Raw genomic sequence first — 16,046 nt, forward strand, 5'->3', positions numbered from 1 at the left:
GCCGGTTCAGACGATCGTGCGACCGATGGAGCCGATCACGCCGTCGATCGGCTGGCCAGACGCGTCGCGGCGAGAGCCGCTCTCGGGGAGCTTGCGGACCGCACCGGTCGGATCGACGGCGAGTGCGGGGTCCGGCCCCACCCACGCCACCGTGAGCCGGTCCTCGCCCTTCAGGAAGGCGTGCGCGCGGACACCGCCCGTGGCACGGCCCTTGGCCGGGTACTCCGCGAAGGAGGAGACCTTGGCGCGTCCCGGCTCGGTGCCGGGCAGAGCGCTGTCGGCGCCCGACACGGTGGCGACGACGGCCTCGGCCTCTGGGGACACCGCGCCGAAGAACAGCACCGAGGCGCCGGCTCCGAGCTTGACGCCCGCCATGCCGCCGGCCGGTGCGCCCTGCGGACGCACCGCGGATGCTCCGAACCGCAGCAGCTGCGCATCCGTCGTGATGAACACGAGCTCGGCGTCGTCCGGCGCTTCGGCGGCTCCGACCACGGTGTCGCCGGGCTTCATCCCGATGACCTCGAGATCCGGGCGCACGGGGAGGGTCGAGGGGACGATGCGCTTGACCGTGCCCTGTGCGGTGCCGAGGGCGATCGGCGTGTCGCTGTCGAAGCGCACGAAGCCGATGACGCGTTCTCCGCGCGTCGTGACGCCCAGATAGTCCCGCAGCGGGGTTCCCGCGGCGAGCTGCACCGACGTCGACGGCACCGACGGCAGATCGACGGGGGAGAAGCGCAGGACGCGCCCTTCGCTGGTCAGCGCACCGAGATCCGCACGCACGGTCGTCTGGACCGTCGTGAGGATCGCATCGTGCTTGCTGCGGCGCGCCGGCGCCGTCAGCTCCTGCCCCTCGGCGAGGTCGACGCGCACGGCACGACCGGTCGTGGAGAGAACGAGCACGGTCGGGGCGTCGGCGATCTGCAGATCGGGGGCGCCCTTCGCGGCCCGCGGCTTCGGAGGGGCGGCGTTCATGAGCAGCGTGCGCCGGGGGGTGCCGTAGGCGTCGGCCACGGCATCCAGCTCCCTCGCCACGGCAGCTCGCAGCAGCACCGGGCTCGCCAGAAGCTCCTGCAGCGCGGCGATCTCCGCGCGCAGCGCATCGCGCTCGGCCTCCAGCTCGATCCGGGAGAACTTCGTGAGGCGACGCAGCCGCAGCTCGAGGATGTACTCGGCCTGCAGCTCGCTGAGGTCGAACACCGACCGCAGGCGGGTGCGCGCCTGCTCGGAGTCGTCGGACGAGCGGATGACCTGGATGACCTCGTCGATGTCGAGGATCGCGATGAGCAGACCTTCGACGAGGTGCAGGCGCTCCTCACGGCGGGCGAGGCGGTAGCGGCTGCGGCGCGTGATGACCTCGAGGCGGTGCGCCACGTAGACGCTGAGCATCTCCTTGAGGCCGAGCGTCCGCGGCTGTCCGTCGACCAGGGCGACGTTGTTGATGCTGAAGGAGTCCTCCAGCGGGGTCAGCCGGTAGAGCTGATCGAGCACGGCGTTCGGGTCGAAGCCCGTCTTGATGCCGATCGCGACGCGAAGGCCGTGGTTGCGGTCGGTGAGGTCGGTGACGTCGCTGATGCCCTGCAGCTTCTTCGACTGCACCGCGTCGCGGATCTTCTCGATGAGGCGCTCGGGGCCGACCATGTACGGCAGCTCCGAGACGATGATGCCGGTGCGGCGCGGGCCGAGCGGCTCGACGGAGACCTTGCCGCGCACCTTGAGCGCACCGCGTCCGGTCGTGTAGGCGTCCTTGACGCCGTCGAGGCCCATGAGGATGCCGCCGGAGGGGAAGTCCGGCCCCGGCACGAACTCCATGAGCTCCTCGGTGGAGGCGTCGGGGTTCTCCAGCAGATGCGTCGCCGCGGCGACGACCTCGATGAGGTTGTGCGGCGCCATGTTCGTCGCCATGCCGACCGCGATGCCGCTGGCGCCGTTCACGAGCAGATTGGGGAAGGCCGCGGGGAGGACAGACGGCTGCTGGAACTGCCCGTCGTAGTTCGGGATGAAGTCGACGACGTCCTCGTCGAGGTTCTCCGTGAGGGCCATGGCAGGCGACGCGAGACGGGCCTCGGTGTACCGCGCGGCCGCGGGGCCGTCGTCGAGCGAGCCGAAGTTGCCGTGCCCGTCGACGAGGGGCACGCGCAGTGCCCACTCCTGGGCCAGGCGGACGAGGGCATCGTAGATGGCCGAATCGCCGTGAGGATGCAGCTTTCCCATCACCTCGCCGACGACGCGGGCGCTCTTGACGTGTCCGCGGTCGGGACGAAGACCCATCTCGGCCATCTGGTACAGGATGCGTCGCTGCACGGGCTTGAGACCGTCGCGGGCGTCGGGCAGAGCGCGCGAGTAGATAACCGAGTAGGCGTACTCGAGGAACGAGCCCTGCATCTCGCTTTCGAGGTCGATGTCCTGGATTCGTTCCGGGGCGAGCTCGGGCGGCGGGGTTTTCGGCATGGAGTTCCTGAGGGCGTAGATGGAGCCTGTGTCAGACTGGCTCGGATGTCCCTCATGCTACCGTCCGAGTCCCCGACAGCCCGGAGCGTCGTCGGGGTGGCGGACGACCTGTTCGCGTCCCTGCGCGGTGAGTCCGCGGTGCTGCCGCGGGCGGACTCCGTCGTGCTCGTCCTCATCGACGGCCTCGGGGCCATCAGCCTGCGAGCTCACGCCGGACACGCGCGGAGCCTGACGGCGGGGATGGCGAAGAAGGACGTCGCCCACTCGGTGTTCCCCTCGACAACGGCGGCCGCCCTGACGAGCATCCTCACAGGGGTGTGGCCCGGCGAGCACGGCCTCGTGGGATACCGCGTGCTCGACCGCGAGCGCGATGTGCTGGTCAATCAGCTGTCCGGGTGGGAGTCGGAGGGCATCGACCCCGCCGTGTGGCAGTCGGCGCCCACGGTGTTCGAACGCGGACGCGCCGAGGGCAGGCCGGTCTTCGCCGTGGGGGTCGCCGCCTACGCGGGCAGCGGGTTCACGCGGGCCACGCTGCGCGGTGCGGACTTCGTCGCGGCGCAGTCGCCCGCGGATCGCGTCGAGGCCGCCTACGAGCTCGCGGAGCGCCATCCCGGCGCCCTCGTCTACTGCTACCTTCCCGAGGTCGACAAGGCGGGGCACAAGCACGGCATCGCGTCGCGCCAATGGGTGTCGGCGCTCGAGGACGTGGACGCCGCGCTCGCACGCAGGATCCCCCCGGGCGTCGGTGTCATCGTGACCTCCGACCACGGGATGGTGGACGTGCCGAGCCATCGGCAGACGGTGCTGGAGGCCGAGCACCTCGACGGAGTACGGCACGTCGGAGGAGAGCCGCGGATGCTCCACGTGTATCTGCAGCCCGAGAGCGACGTCGATGCCGTCCTCTCGCGGTGGCGGTCGGACCTCGACGGCGTCGCCGACATCGGGTCGAAGGCCGAGGCCATCGCTTCGGGACTCTTCGGGCAGACGGTGACGGATGCCGCGGCATCCCGGATCGGCGACCTGCTCGTCGTCGCGCGAGGGAGCGGGGCCGTGTACGACGGGACCGCCGCCGATCAGCGCAGCCGGGGGATGGTCGGGCAGCACGGCGGACTCACTCCCGAGGAGCGCCAGGTGCCTCTGCTGCGATTCGGCGCGTTCGCTCGCTGAGCGGTCGCGCGCGGATCACTCGTCGGTGCGCGCTCCGAAGACGATCTCGTCCCACGACGGCATCGCGTTGCGGCGACGGCGGCGTCCGTTGTCCTGCGCGGGCTCGGGGGTGGGCTCCGGCTCGTCCTCCGGCTCGTCCTGAGACGATTCGAGAGCGTCGAACAGGGCGATCGGACTCGGCTCCGGCGAACGATCCTCGTCGTCAGCGTCGATGAGGGGCGCGCTCTCACGCTGGCCGCGACGACGGCGCAGAGCCTCGAGCAGGTCGGCCGTCTCCGGGCTGGTCGTCTGGGACTCCGGTGCGCGCTTGATCGCGGCATCCTGAGCGGCGGACGGGGAGCGCTCCGGGAGGCTCGGGTCCTCGACGTCGGCCTCCGGCGTCGGGACGAGACGGGGTCCGAAGGCGCCGGAGTCGAAGCGGCTCTCGTCCTTGTAGGGCGACGCGGGGCGCTCCGCGTCCACGGCGCGCAGCCGGGGGATGAGGCCTTCGGGCAGGGATCCCTGGCGGGAGAGCTGGGTGGCGTCGGCGTTCAGCGGTGCGAGAGCGCTGCGGCGCGGGTCGAAGCTCCAGCGCGCATCGTGCTCGACCTCGTTCGCCGTGAACTCGAGCTTGACGATCCAGCCGCTCTCGTCCTTCCAGCTCGCCCAGCGCTCGGCGGACGCCTCGAGCTCTGCGAGCTTGGCGCGGATGGCGGTGCCGAACGTCGGCTGGGCATCGGGTTCGACTTCGCTGCCGATGAGGACCGGCACGGCGAGCGCCTGCCCGATGACGTGCTCGCGCTCGGCGAGCACTGGCCCTTCGAACCGTGCGACGTCATCGACGCCGATGCCGAGGAGCTCGGCGACCTCCGGTGCCGTGAGTCCGGCGCGGATCTGCGCCTGGATGTCGCGGGGGCTGGCGGCGAGGCGCTGCACGACGGGCTCGCTCTGTCGCGTCGCGCGGCGGATCTCCCGGTGCAGCACGTCGTCGATGGGCAACGCGAACCGCGCGCCCGATTCGGTCGCGAGTACCAGCACTCCTGCTTCAGTGCCGACGATGGTGACGTTTTCCATGCGAATGCCCCTCTGGTGGGTGTGCTTTCATGGTGTCACGCATGATCCGGCAGGGCCGGGAATACCCTGGGCGTGCCGTGAGTTTGCTCTGTCGCATGCGAGGGCATTTGCGAAATCTCTCGCGGTCATGCAAACTATGGCCGCCGAATACCCGACGGCGCATCCCGACCACTCGCACCATGAAAGTGGAGATTTACCACATGGCAACCGATTACGACGCTCCCCGCAAGAGCGAAGACGACTCCGAGTCGATCGAAGCCCTCAAGGAGCGTGTGCCGGACAAGCTCTCCGGCTCGACCGGGGACGAGGACTCGGACAACCCGTCCAGCTTCGACCTCCCGGGTGCCGATCTGTCCGACCTGGAGCTCGACGTCGTCGTGCTCCCCGCTCAGGAGGACGAGTTCACCTGCATGAGCTGCTTCCTCGTGAAGCACCGCTCGCAGCTCGACCACGAAGACGCTTCCGGTCCGATCTGCAAGGAGTGCGCTGCCTGACGCAGCGACACGCGATCGTCACGCGCTCTGAACCTCACGGTTCAGGGCGCGTCGTCGTATCCGGGCGCTGGTCGCCGCGGTGCCGGAGGGGCCGGCCGGTCGCGACGGTTCAGCTCGCGAGCGGACGCACGATGGATCAGTCGGTGACGGGCCGGGCGGCGCGGATCGCCGCGGCGAGGCGGTCGGGGGTCCGCGTCGAGATCGTCCAGGTGTCGACAGGGTCGTCCGGATCGATGTTGGGGACGGTCACGACGCCGTCGATACCGCCGCGGATGAGGTGCCAGCCCCGTGCGGGGAGCCGCGGGCCGCGAGCCTGGCGCGCCTCGTCGCCGGTGAAGGCTTCGGGATCGCCGAGGAAACGCGCGTCGATGTGGGCCCTGCCGGCGCGCAGCACGGTGCCATCGACGGACAGCACCGGAGTGAAGCCGATGAACGCGGCGACGAGCGCAGCCGACACGGCGGCGCCGGCGAGGAGAGCCACGGTCGAGCCGACCGGAACGAAGATCAGAGACACCATGGGGCCCGCGAGGGCGACGGTCACGAGCAGCCAGAGGCTCGGCGACAGCCGCTCGCGGTAGAGCGGACGTGTCTGTGGGGCGCGGTTCTGCATTAGCCTCGTGGGGTGACTGAATCGGTGGACATCCCCATTATCGCCCCTGTGCTGAACGACGCCGCCGTCGTTCCCGGTTACGCGCACCCCGGAGACGCCGGAGCCGACCTCGTCGCTGCGGAGGCCGTGCACCTCGGACCGGGCGAGCGCGCGCTCGTCGCGACCGGCGTCCGCATCGCCCTGCCCGAGGGATACGCCGCGTTCGTGGTGCCGCGCAGCGGCCTCGCCGCCAAGCACGGGATCTCGATCGTGAACTCCCCTGGGACGGTGGATGCCGGCTACCGCGGGGAGATCAAGGTGAGCCTGATCAACACCGACATCCGCAGCGCGTACGATGTGGCCGTCGGCGATCGCATCGCCCAGCTGATCATCATGCCGGTGACCCGAGCGACCTTCATCCCCGTCGAGGAGCTGCCAGACAGCGTCCGCGGCGAGGGCGGATTCGGATCCACCGGATACCAGGCAGCATCCCACCAGAACGAAGCAGGACAAGGCTGATGACTGACAACAACGCCACCCCGTCGAAGTCGGCGCCCGACAACCGGGCCACCGAGGGCCCCCTGGACGACTCCGAGGCGAATCCCGTCCGCCCGTACATCGACCTCGGCGGCATCAAGATCCTCCCGCGGGAGGGGCTCAACCTGCGCCTCGAGGTCGAGGAGCAGACCAAGCGCATCGTCGCCGTCGGACTCGACTACGCGGACTCCTCACTGCAGGTGCAGCCCTTCGCCGCACCGCGCTCCGGGGGTCTGTGGGACGAGACCCGCGTGCAGCTGCGCGACCAGGTCAAGGCCCAGGGCGGCCGGGTCGAGGAGCGCGACGGCCCCCTCGGCAAGGAGCTGCTCGCCGAGGTGCCTGCACCCGCCAACGAGGGCTCCGAACTGCGCCTCGCGCGCTTCATCGGCATCGACGGCCCCCGCTGGTTCCTGCGCGGCGTGATCGGCGGTGCCGCGGCATCCGACCTGGAGGCCGCCGCCAAGGTCGAGGACCTGTTCCGCTCGATCGTGGTCGTCCGCGGAGGCGCTCCCATGCCGCCGCGCGACCTGATCCCGCTGAAGATGCCGGCGACCCCGGGCTCCGCGTGAGCGCAGCAGAGCCCGACGACCAGCGCGAGCCCTCCGCATCCGAGATCCTCGGGGCGGCGCTCGGCGGCGCTGCGCGGCGTGCAGGGCTCGATCCCGCCGACAGCGCGAGCACGCAGAAAGTCGTCTGGTCCGCCATGGGCGGCTGGCGCGGCATCCTGGAGTCGGTCCTGCCGAGCCTCGCATTCGTGATCCTGTTCACCATCCGCCCCGAGCCGCTCGTCCTGGCACTGGGGGTGTCCGTCGGTCTCGCCGCCGTGTTCACGATCATCCGGCTGCTGCAGAAGTCGCCGCCGTCGGCCGCGATCGGCGGTCTCGTCGCCGCTGCGGCCGCCGCCGGTCTCGCGCTCTGGACGGGCCGAGGACAGGACAACTTCGTCCCCGGTCTCATCACGAACGCCGCCTACGGGACGGTGCTGCTGATCTCGGCGCTGATCGGATGGTCGCTCATCGGCCTGGCGGTCGGGTTCCTCATGGGCGACGGCACCGCATGGCGCAGGGATCGCCGGAAGAAGCGCGCGTTCCTGTGGCTCGGGCTCGCCTGGTCCGCGCTGTTCTTCGCGCGGCTGGCCGTGCAGTTCCCGCTCTACCTCGCGGGGGAGGTCACCGCGCTCGGCACGCTGAAGCTGATCATGGGGCTTCCGCTGTTCGCTCCCATGATCGCCGTCACGTGGCTCGTGGTCCGAGCGCTCTACCCCCGCGAGTCGGTTGCCGAGTCCTCTTCCGAGGCATGATAGATTTATCTTGACATCAAGATAAATTGCAGGCTTTCGCCCGAGGCCCGCGGGGAGCAGACTGGGTTAGGTCCACCTTGCTAGCCGGACGGCGTCGGAGGCGAGCAAGATGGAGGCGCCTGTCGCTCCCATCCGAATAGAAGGAGACGGATTCGTGTCCACGGTGAACAGCTTCGGTGCCAAGAGCACCCTGACGGTCGGCAGCACCGACTACGAGATCTTCCGCATCGACACGGTGCCCGGTTTCGACAAGCTCCCCTTCAGCCTCAAGGTGCTCCTTGAGAACCTGCTTCGCACCGAGGACGGCGCGAACGTGACGAAGGCGCAGATCGAGGCGCTCGGGTCGTGGGATGCCGCGGCGGAGCCGAACACCGAGATCCAGTTCACGCCGGCGCGCGTGGTCATGCAGGACTTCACGGGTGTTCCCTGCATCGTCGACCTCGCCACGATGCGCGAGGCCGTGACGGCGCTGGGCGGCGACGCGAACAAGATCAACCCGCTCTCGCCGGCCGAGATGGTCATCGACCACTCCGTGATCGCCGACCTCTTCGGCTCGGAGAACGCTCTCGAGCGCAACGTCGAGATCGAGTACGAGCGCAACGGCGAGCGCTACCAGTTCCTGCGCTGGGGCCAGACGGCCTTCCAGGACTTCAAGGTCGTTCCTCCCGGCACCGGCATCGTGCACCAGGTGAACATCGAGCACCTCGCCAAGGTCATCTACGACCGGAACGTGAACGGCGTCCTGCGCGCCTACCCCGACACGTGCGTCGGCACCGACTCGCACACCACGATGGTCAACGGCCTCGGCGTGCTCGGCTGGGGCGTCGGCGGCATCGAGGCAGAGGCGGCCATGCTCGGCCAGCCCGTGTCGATGCTCATCCCGCGCGTCGTCGGCTTCAAGCTGTCCGGCGAGATCCCGGCCGGCGTCACCGCGACCGACGTCGTGCTGACCATCACCGACCTGCTGCGCAAGCACGGCGTGGTCGGCAAGTTCGTCGAGTTCTACGGCGAGGGCGTCGCATCCGTCCCGCTCGCGAACCGCGCCACCATCGGCAACATGTCTCCGGAGTTCGGCTCCACGGCCGCGATCTTCCCGATCGACGACGTCACCCTCGACTACCTGCGCCTCACCGGTCGCAGCGAAGAGGCCGTCGCGCTCGTCGAGGCGTACGCCAAGGAGCAGAAGCTCTGGCACGACGCGTCGCACGAGCCCGTGTTCAGCGAGTACCTCGAGCTCGACCTCGGCACCGTCGTGCCGTCGATCGCCGGCCCGAAGCGCCCGCAGGACCGCATCCTCCTCTCGGAGGCGAAGTCGCAGTTCGAGCACGACATCCTCAGCTACGCGACCCCGTCGACCTCCGACGACCTCGTCGACCTCGAGGGCAAGCACTCGTTCCCGGCATCCGACCCCGGTCAGGTCCCCGGAGAGGAAGCCCCGACGACCCGTCCGGTGCACATCAACAGCGGTGCGCCCGCCAACGCGTCGAAGCCGGTTCCGGTGACCACGCCGTCGGGGGAGAAGTACATCCTCGACAACGGCGCGGTGACCCTCGCGGCCATCACCTCGTGCACCAACACGTCGAACCCGTCGGTCATGATCGCCGCCGGTCTCGTGGCCCGCAAGGCGCTCGAGAAGGGCCTCAAGCAGAAGCCCTGGGTCAAGACGACGCTCGGCCCCGGCTCCAAGGTCGTCACCGACTACTACGAGAAGTCCGGTCTCGACAAGGACCTCGAGGGTCTCGGCTTCTACACGGTCGGCTACGGCTGCACGATCTGCATCGGCAACTCGGGTCCGCTGATCGAGGAGGTCTCCGAGGCGATCAACTCGCACGACCTCGCCGTGACCGCGGTGCTCTCCGGAAACCGCAACTTCGAGGGCCGCATCAGCCCCGACGTCAAGATGAACTACCTGGCGAGCCCGCCTCTGGTCATCGCCTACGCACTCGCCGGTTCGATGCACTTCGACTTCGACAACGACGCCCTCGGGAAGGGCTCCGACGGCAACGACGTGTTCCTCAAGGACATCTGGCCGACGCCCGAAGAGGTGCAGGAGATCGTCGACTCGTCCATCTCTCGCGACCAGTTCATCAAGCAGTACGCGACGGTGTTCGACGGCGACGAGCGCTGGCGCAGCCTCCCCACTCCGGATGACGCGATCTTCCAGTGGGACGAGGACTCGACGTACGTCCGCAAGGCTCCGTACTTCGACGGCATGACGATGGAGCTCACCCCGGTGCGCGACATCCAGGGCGCCCGCGTGATGGCGACGCTCGGCGACTCGGTCACCACCGACCACATCTCGCCGGCCGGAAACATCAAGCCGGGCACGCCGGCCGCGAAGTACCTCGAGGCGCACGGCGTCGACCGCAAGGACTTCAACTCCTTCGGCTCGCGCCGAGGCAACCACGAGGTCATGATCCGCGGCACGTTCGCGAACATCCGCCTGAAGAACCTCCTGGTCTCCGCCGTCAACGACGGTCAGGTCATCGAGGGCGGCTTCACGCGCGACTTCACCCAGCCTGACGGCCCGCAGTCGTACATCTACGACGCGAGCATGAACTACCAGGAGCAGGGCACACCGCTCGTCATCTTCGGCGGCAAGGAGTACGGCTCCGGCTCGTCGCGCGACTGGGCGGCCAAGGGCACCAGCCTCCTGGGCGTGAAGGCGGTCATCACCGAGAGCTTCGAGCGCATCCACCGCTCGAACCTCATCGGCATGGGCGTCGTCCCGCTGCAGTTCCCCGCGGGGGAGAGCTGGGAGTCGCTGGGCCTCGACGGCACCGAGATCGTCTCGATCACGGGTCTCGAAGAGCTCAACAACGGCGTGACCCCGAAGACCGTCCGCGTGACCGCCACCCCGAGCGAGCACTCGCCCGAGGGCAAGCAGGTCGTGGAGTTCGACGCGGTCGTCCGCATCGACACCCCCGGTGAGGCGGACTACTACCGCAACGGCGGCATCCTGCAGTACGTGCTGCGCTCGCTGGTCTGATCAGCTGCTGACAAGGCGCCCCGCTCGGCTTCGGCCGCGCGGGGCGCCTTGTCGTCGTGCGATCGCGTCACGCGAACATCTGGCGCAGCTTGGTGATGTCCCCGGCGTCGAGAAAGGCGCTGATCAGGTCAGCATCAGCCTCCACAGGGAACATCGGCGCGAGCGTCTTCGTCCAGATCCTGCGCATCGTGTCCACGTCGCCGGCGTTCGCCGCCTTGCGCATGTCGACGATCGCCTGCTGATAGGGGATCTGCTGAAAGCCCTCGGGAGCGTCGGGCGGCTGGAGGAAGGGGACATTCGGCACGTTCGGATCCTGCGTGAGGCGGAGCACCTGGCCGGGGTAGATGTCGCGGGAGTGATTGAACATGTCGAGTGCACCGGCTTCGATGCACAGCCTCTCGCCGATCATGATGAGCCCATCGCCCGGAGCGACGGTGTAGGTCGTGATGGCGCCGCTCTCGTCGGCGCCCACGGTGCCTTCGGCGTAAGGGCGAGGGCCGCGGTCCTCGACGATTCCGGCGATCTGTGCGGTCATGCGCCCCCAGTTGATCTGCGCCGGCCGCTCGCAGCCGTCGAACGGATCGACGGGGGCGGGGGACGGCGTGTCCGCGGGCGTCTCGACAGGGCGAGGGGCGGCGGTATCGTCCGGAGCGGCAGCGGCCTGGCCGAACAGCGACCAGCCGCCGACTGTCGACGTGGCCGCCGCGATCGCCGGGGCAGCGATCGCGGCGAGGCCCGCGACGGTGAGCGCGGACACCGCGACCGCGATCTTCTGCGAACGGTTCATGGCCATGAGCTTCGCACGGATCGCCCACCTGGCGCCAGGTTCTTCCCCAGCGCCGCGCGATAGGATCGTAGCGGCCTTCGAACCGGAACTCGGATGCCGCGTACAGAGCCTGTGAGGAGGCGCAGATGCCCATTCTTCCGAGCATCTCAGGACCCCGAGATCTGGACGCCCTGTCCACTGAGCAGCTGATCGAACTCGCTGCGGAGGTCCGCGACTTCCTCGTGGAGAACGTGTCCCGCACGGGCGGCCACCTGGGGCCGAACCTGGGTGTCGTCGAGCTCACGATCGCACTGCACCGGGTCTTCTCCTCGCCCGACGATCCGTTCATCTTCGACACTGGTCACCAGTCGTACGTACACAAGCTGCTCACAGGGCGGCAGGACTTCTCCGATCTCCGGGTCCGCGGCGGTCTCGCAGGGTACCCGCAGCGCAGCGAGAGCCCGCACGACGTCGTCGAGTCGTCGCACGCCTCGAGCTCGCTGAGCTGGGCCGACGGCGTCTCTCGCGCTCTCACCGCGACCGGTCGCGCCGACCGCCATGTTGTCGCCGTGGTCGGCGACGGCGCCCTCACGGGCGGCATGACGTGGGAGGCGCTGAACAACATCTCCGACGACAACGACCGCAACCTCGTGATCGTCGTGAACGACAACGGGCGCTCCTACGCGCCGACCATCGGCGGAATGTCCCGCTACCTCAACCGCGTGCGCACCGCGGCGGCGTACAAGGACCTGCACCGCAAGTCCGACCGCCTGTTCCGGGCCTTCGGGCCGGTCGGTCGCGCGGTGTTCCGCGGCGTGCGCGGCGGAACGCACGGGTTCCTCTCCCGCTTCACGAACAACGAAGCGCTCTACTCGAACCTCGACATCAAGTACCTCGGCCCGGTGGACGGACACGATCTGCCGGCGCTGCTGGAGACGCTCGAGCTCGCGAAGTCGTACGGGGCCCCGGTCATCGTGCACGCGATCACCGAGAAGGGCAGGGGCTATCAGCCGGCGCGTGATGACGAGGCCGACCAGTTCCATGCCGTCGGCAGGATCGATCCGGTGACGGGGGAGACGCTCTCCTCCGGCGGGTTGGGGTGGACCGATGTGTTCTCGAAGGCTCTCGTCGATGTGGGCGAGCGCCGGAGCGACGTCATCGCCATGACGGCCGCGATGCTGCGCCCCACGGGCCTCGCGCCGTTCGCCGAGCGCTTCCCCGATCGCGTGTACGACGTCGGCATCGCCGAACAGCACGCGGTGGCATCCGCCGCGGGTCTCGCCTATGGCGGCCTGCACCCGGTGGTCGCCGTGTACGCGACCTTCATGGGACGCGCATTCGACCAGGTCCTGATGGACGTCGCTCTCCACCGCGCGGGCGTCACGTTCGTGCTGGACCGCGCAGGCGTCACCGGACCCGACGGGCCCAGCCACCACGGCATGTGGGATCTCGCGATGCTGCAGATCGTTCCGCACATCCGCATCGCTGCTCCCCGCGATGCCGCGCGCCTCACAGAGGCGCTGGAGGAGGCGGTCCTCGTCGACGACGCCCCCACGGTCATCCGTTTCCCGAAGGGTGAGGTCGCCCCCGACCTCCCCGCGATCGAGCGTCTCGACGACGGCGTCGACGTGCTCGCGAAGGGCGAATCGGAAGACGTCCTCATCGTCGGCATCGGCCCGTTCGCCGCGCTCGCGATGGACGTCGCCGCACGCCTCAGGGCGCAGGGCATCGGGGCCACCGTCATCGATCCGCGCTGGGCGATCCCCGTGCAGCCCTCCGTCATCGAGCTGGCCGCGCATCACCGTCTCGTGATCACGCTGGAGGACGGCATCCGGGTGGGCGGGATCGGCACCCGCGTGCGTCAGGTGCTGCGCGAGGCCGGGATCGACACGGCCGTGGACGAGCTGGGGCTTCCCGACGAGTTCATCGATCACGCCTCGCGCGAGCAGGTGCTGGCGGATGCCGGCCTCACCGCGCCGAAGATCGCCCAGGACGTCGTCGCACAGGTGCTCGGCACCCGTATTCCGGTCGCCCGCAACGCCGGTGAGACCGGAGCGATCGACCTTCCGCTGCACGAGCGGCACTGATCCCCGTCGAGGAAGCGCTCCCCGCCGCACCGCCCTCGGTGTGCGGTCGCTCAGTGCGGTGCTCCGTCCGACGTCGATCCGCGAGCAGGAGCCGATGAGCGGTGCGCCACCAGCCGAGCGGAACCGCGAGTGACGCAGAGACGGCGGGGACGAAGAGTACGTAGTCCCATATTGAGCGGATCGGGGTGAACACCTCACCGCCCCGCAGCAGCGCGATGTATACGAGGCCGATGGCGATGCCGAGCGCTGTGTAGACGACGATGTGCACCCAGAGCCGTCGGCTACGCGACAGAGCGCGCCCGAGAGGTATCGCCAGCATGACCCCCACGGGCATGACGATGAGAGAGATCGTCCCTCCGATCACGAGTGCGCAGAAGGCGGCGAACAGGAACACGTTGATGTTCGAGGGAGACGTCTCGACGCCATCCGTGAGATCGAGGGCTGTGCACCAGACGCCGATGCCTATGACGAGGAAGACGAGGAAGATCCACCACACGTCGATGCCGCCGCGCAGCGCTTCACGGTCCGTGAACGCCATCGGTCTCGCCTGAGTGCGCGGAGGGATCCCGTCCTTCTTCGCGATCATGGGCGCACCTCGGCGACCGCATCCTGAATGCTCTGCACTCGCGCCGCTTGAGAGCGAGTTCTGCTGTCTTCGAGCAGGGCGCGCCACGCTGTGTACCACCACCCCAGCGGTACCGCGAGCGCCACAAGCACGGCCGGGAACGCGAGCGGTGCGCCGAATACGCCCACGCTCTGAGGAATCTGCATCAGCAGGAGAACGAGGATGTAGGTCTTGCCGACTCCGACGCCGAAAGCCGTGAAGATCGCCACGTGAACGCGCAGAGATGCCTCGTGGCGCAGCAAGGATCCGAGCATATGCGCGAGGAGTGTCCCAAGGACCGTCACGAGAGCGGAGACGATGCCGCCGATGATGAGTACTGCGGCGTCGACGATGAGGACGCTGGGAAGAAGGGTGCCCGGCGAACCCCAGCCGGGGAAGGACGAATACGCGGCTGCGGTGATCGTCGTGGACAGAAGCAGCGTGGTCATGAACATCACCCATGCGGAGACGGCGCCTCGTACGAGCTCGGCACCAGTGAACGCCATGGGTTCCGCCGGTGTGCGAGGCGAGCGCTGCACCGATTGCGGGGTCATGATCGGACTTCCGCGATCAGTGTCAGAAGCTGCATGGTCGCTCGATGCAGTCCTGGCACCCGCACGAAGGGCAGCGCGACGCTCAACAGCCGCAGGCCGGCGTCGAGCAGCCGTGTCGTCTGCTCGTGCGACGGAGAGGTGTCGTACGTCCAGCGGAGCACAAGCGCGAGATAGCCCACGAACAGAGCTTCCGGCAGGAGCGCCGCCACGTCGGCCGGAAGGCGGTGCTGTGCGCCGTCGATCGCCTCGCGGAACAGCCCGATCGTGATGGCCCGCGCCTCCTCCGATTCGGCAGCGAGCGGGTTGATCGGCGAGTCCGGGGGGATCATCGCCGTCAGGAATCCTGCGGCGCTGCGCTGGTACGGAGTCAACGTGGACAGTCCGGATTCGAGCACCAGCCGTAGACGATCCACGAGGCCGTGCTCTCCTGAAAGAGCCGCGCGCGCCGCCGTTGCGTGCTCTTCCTGCACGCGCCGGTACAGCTCCTGGACGAGATGATCCTTGGAGGGGAAGTAGTAGTAGGCGTTTCCCGCCGAGACTCCGGCCTTCTCGGCGATCAACCGCATCGTGGTCTCGGCGTATCCGCGCTCTGTGAACGACTCGACCGCCGCCGCGCTGATCCGCGCCTTCGTACGCGCGCTCTTCGACATCGGCGCTTCAGTTTCGAACATGTTCAAAACTGTACGCCGCCGTGGCGGAGTCCGCCAGTGGGCGCCTCAGTTCAAGGCGTGCAGAGCGGCGACAGCCTGGGCGCCGCGGTCTCCGTCGCGCATGGCGGTGGAAAGAAGATAGCCGTCGGTGAGCGCGTCGCCCGTGACCATCACGCGGACGAGCTCCACGCCGCAGGCTCGACGGATCTCCTCCGCGCTGGCGGCGATCACCCTCGTGTTGATCTCGTCGTTGTGGGGCAGCTCCGCCCCGTCGAGACCGCGGATCACGTCACGCAGCGCGGCGCCGACGATGTTGGACGCACGTTCCTTGACGTTGACGACGTCGAGCTCGAAGACCCGCATATCTCGTCCGGTCGGTATGGGGCGCCACTCGAACGACGCGTGCACGCGGTGCTGGTGTCCGCCGGCGCCGGTCATCTCGCGCGCGGGGAGATCGGTCGCACGGCAGCGCACGTCGATGAGCTTGTACCAGTAGAACAGCGGGAAGGCGCCGTGCGAACCGGGATCGAGCACGACCACTTCGCCGACGGCTCCACGCCGGTTGGCCGGGCGACGCTGCGGACGATTGCGGATGATCGGTTTGCCGTTGCGCGTGCGGATGGCGGCCCAACCCTCGTCGACGGTGACCACGAAGAGCTTGAGGAGAGCCGGAAGGACCAGGAGTGTCGTGAGGATCGCCGTGCCGGTCTTCAGCAACCCCGACATCCCCTTGCCGCCCAGCATCGTGAAGAGCATGTCCATGACACCACTGTGCCGCGTCGTGTCGCAGCAGATCGCCTCCGAAGCG

The 16,046-nt window shown here is 68.8% G+C and carries 14 protein-coding genes; 7 read left to right on the top strand and 7 right to left on the bottom strand.

All coding sequences use genetic code 11. From position 1 onward, the window contains the following. Positions 1-6: 6 nt before the first annotated feature. Positions 7-2,448 carry a DNA topoisomerase (ATP-hydrolyzing) subunit A gene (locus CQ047_RS04360; RefSeq protein WP_105673063.1) on the bottom strand — a complete coding sequence of 814 codons (2,442 nt, stop codon included), beginning with the start codon at positions 2,446-2,448 and terminating at the stop codon, positions 7-9. A 45-nt stretch (positions 2,449-2,493) separates the two neighbouring features. Here CQ047_RS04360 and CQ047_RS04365 point away from each other — a divergent pair, with 45 nt between their 5' ends. After that, positions 2,494-3,615, top strand: a complete 1,122-nt coding sequence (locus CQ047_RS04365) for an alkaline phosphatase family protein (protein WP_258132468.1) — start codon at positions 2,494-2,496, stop codon at positions 3,613-3,615. Positions 3,616-3,630: 15 nt separating this feature from the next. On the opposite strand, the gene sepH is transcribed toward CQ047_RS04365, so the two are convergent. Beyond that, positions 3,631-4,668, bottom strand: coding sequence for a septation protein SepH (sepH, locus tag CQ047_RS04370; protein ID WP_105673064.1), 1,038 nt, complete (start codon positions 4,666-4,668; stop codon positions 3,631-3,633). A 200-nt stretch (positions 4,669-4,868) separates the two neighbouring features. On the opposite strand from sepH, the gene CQ047_RS04375 reads away from it, so the two are divergent. Then, positions 4,869-5,162: a DUF4193 domain-containing protein gene (locus CQ047_RS04375; protein WP_105673065.1), complete on the top strand. Its 294-nt coding sequence runs from the start codon at positions 4,869-4,871 to the stop codon at positions 5,160-5,162. A 136-nt stretch (positions 5,163-5,298) separates the two neighbouring features. Here CQ047_RS04375 and CQ047_RS04380 read toward each other — a convergent pair whose 3' ends face one another. Then, entirely contained in the window at positions 5,299-5,772 is a 474-nt protein-coding gene (locus CQ047_RS04380; protein WP_105673066.1) for a DUF3093 family protein, read from the bottom strand. Between the two features lie 12 nt (positions 5,773-5,784). On the opposite strand from CQ047_RS04380, the gene dut reads away from it, so the two are divergent. The 4 genes from dut to acnA all read left to right on the top strand — a co-directional run bounded on the left by dut (position 5,785) and on the right by acnA (position 10,577). Next, complete coding sequence (gene dut / locus CQ047_RS04385; protein ID WP_181155829.1) at positions 5,785-6,270, top strand: dUTP diphosphatase; 486 nt, start codon at positions 5,785-5,787, stop codon at positions 6,268-6,270. Continuing rightward, positions 6,270-6,857: a DUF3710 domain-containing protein gene (locus tag CQ047_RS04390; RefSeq protein WP_105673068.1), complete on the top strand. Its 588-nt coding sequence runs from the start codon at positions 6,270-6,272 to the stop codon at positions 6,855-6,857. Before dut ends, CQ047_RS04390 begins: the two co-directional genes overlap by 1 nt. Next, positions 6,854-7,588: a DUF3159 domain-containing protein gene (locus CQ047_RS04395; RefSeq protein WP_105673069.1), complete on the top strand. Its 735-nt coding sequence runs from the start codon at positions 6,854-6,856 to the stop codon at positions 7,586-7,588. Before CQ047_RS04390 ends, CQ047_RS04395 begins: the two co-directional genes overlap by 4 nt. Positions 7,589-7,742: 154 nt before the next feature. After that, a complete protein-coding gene (gene acnA, locus CQ047_RS04400) occupies positions 7,743-10,577 on the top strand; it encodes an aconitate hydratase AcnA (RefSeq protein WP_105673070.1) in 2,835 nt (944 codons plus the stop codon). A gap of 67 nt (positions 10,578-10,644) precedes the next feature. On the opposite strand, the gene CQ047_RS04405 is transcribed toward acnA, so the two are convergent. Then, positions 10,645-11,364 carry a hypothetical protein gene (locus tag CQ047_RS04405; protein ID WP_146114266.1) on the bottom strand — a complete coding sequence of 240 codons (720 nt, stop codon included), beginning with the start codon at positions 11,362-11,364 and terminating at the stop codon, positions 10,645-10,647. Positions 11,365-11,489: 125 nt separating this feature from the next. Between CQ047_RS04405 and dxs the strand changes: the two genes are divergently transcribed. After that, on the top strand, positions 11,490-13,430 hold the full coding sequence (dxs, locus tag CQ047_RS04410) for a 1-deoxy-D-xylulose-5-phosphate synthase (protein WP_105673072.1): 1,941 nt from the start codon (positions 11,490-11,492) through the stop codon (positions 13,428-13,430). A 582-nt stretch (positions 13,431-14,012) separates the two neighbouring features. Here dxs and CQ047_RS04420 read toward each other — a convergent pair. The 3 genes from CQ047_RS04420 to CQ047_RS04430 all read right to left on the bottom strand — a co-directional run bounded on the left by CQ047_RS04420 (position 14,013) and on the right by CQ047_RS04430 (position 16,000). Continuing rightward, a complete protein-coding gene (locus tag CQ047_RS04420; RefSeq protein WP_146114267.1) occupies positions 14,013-14,483 on the bottom strand; it encodes a hypothetical protein in 471 nt (156 codons plus the stop codon). 101 nt (positions 14,484-14,584) lie between these two features. Continuing rightward, complete coding sequence (locus tag CQ047_RS04425; RefSeq protein ID WP_105673075.1) at positions 14,585-15,259, bottom strand: TetR/AcrR family transcriptional regulator; 675 nt, start codon at positions 15,257-15,259, stop codon at positions 14,585-14,587. A gap of 45 nt (positions 15,260-15,304) precedes the next feature. Further along, entirely contained in the window at positions 15,305-16,000 is a 696-nt protein-coding gene (locus tag CQ047_RS04430; RefSeq protein WP_105673076.1) for an SPFH domain-containing protein, read from the bottom strand. Positions 16,001-16,046: the final 46 nt, after the last annotated feature.

Origin of the sequence: Microbacterium sp. MYb72, from assembly GCF_002979415.1 — a bacterium.
GTDB lineage: Bacteria > Actinomycetota > Actinomycetes > Actinomycetales > Microbacteriaceae > Microbacterium > Microbacterium natoriense.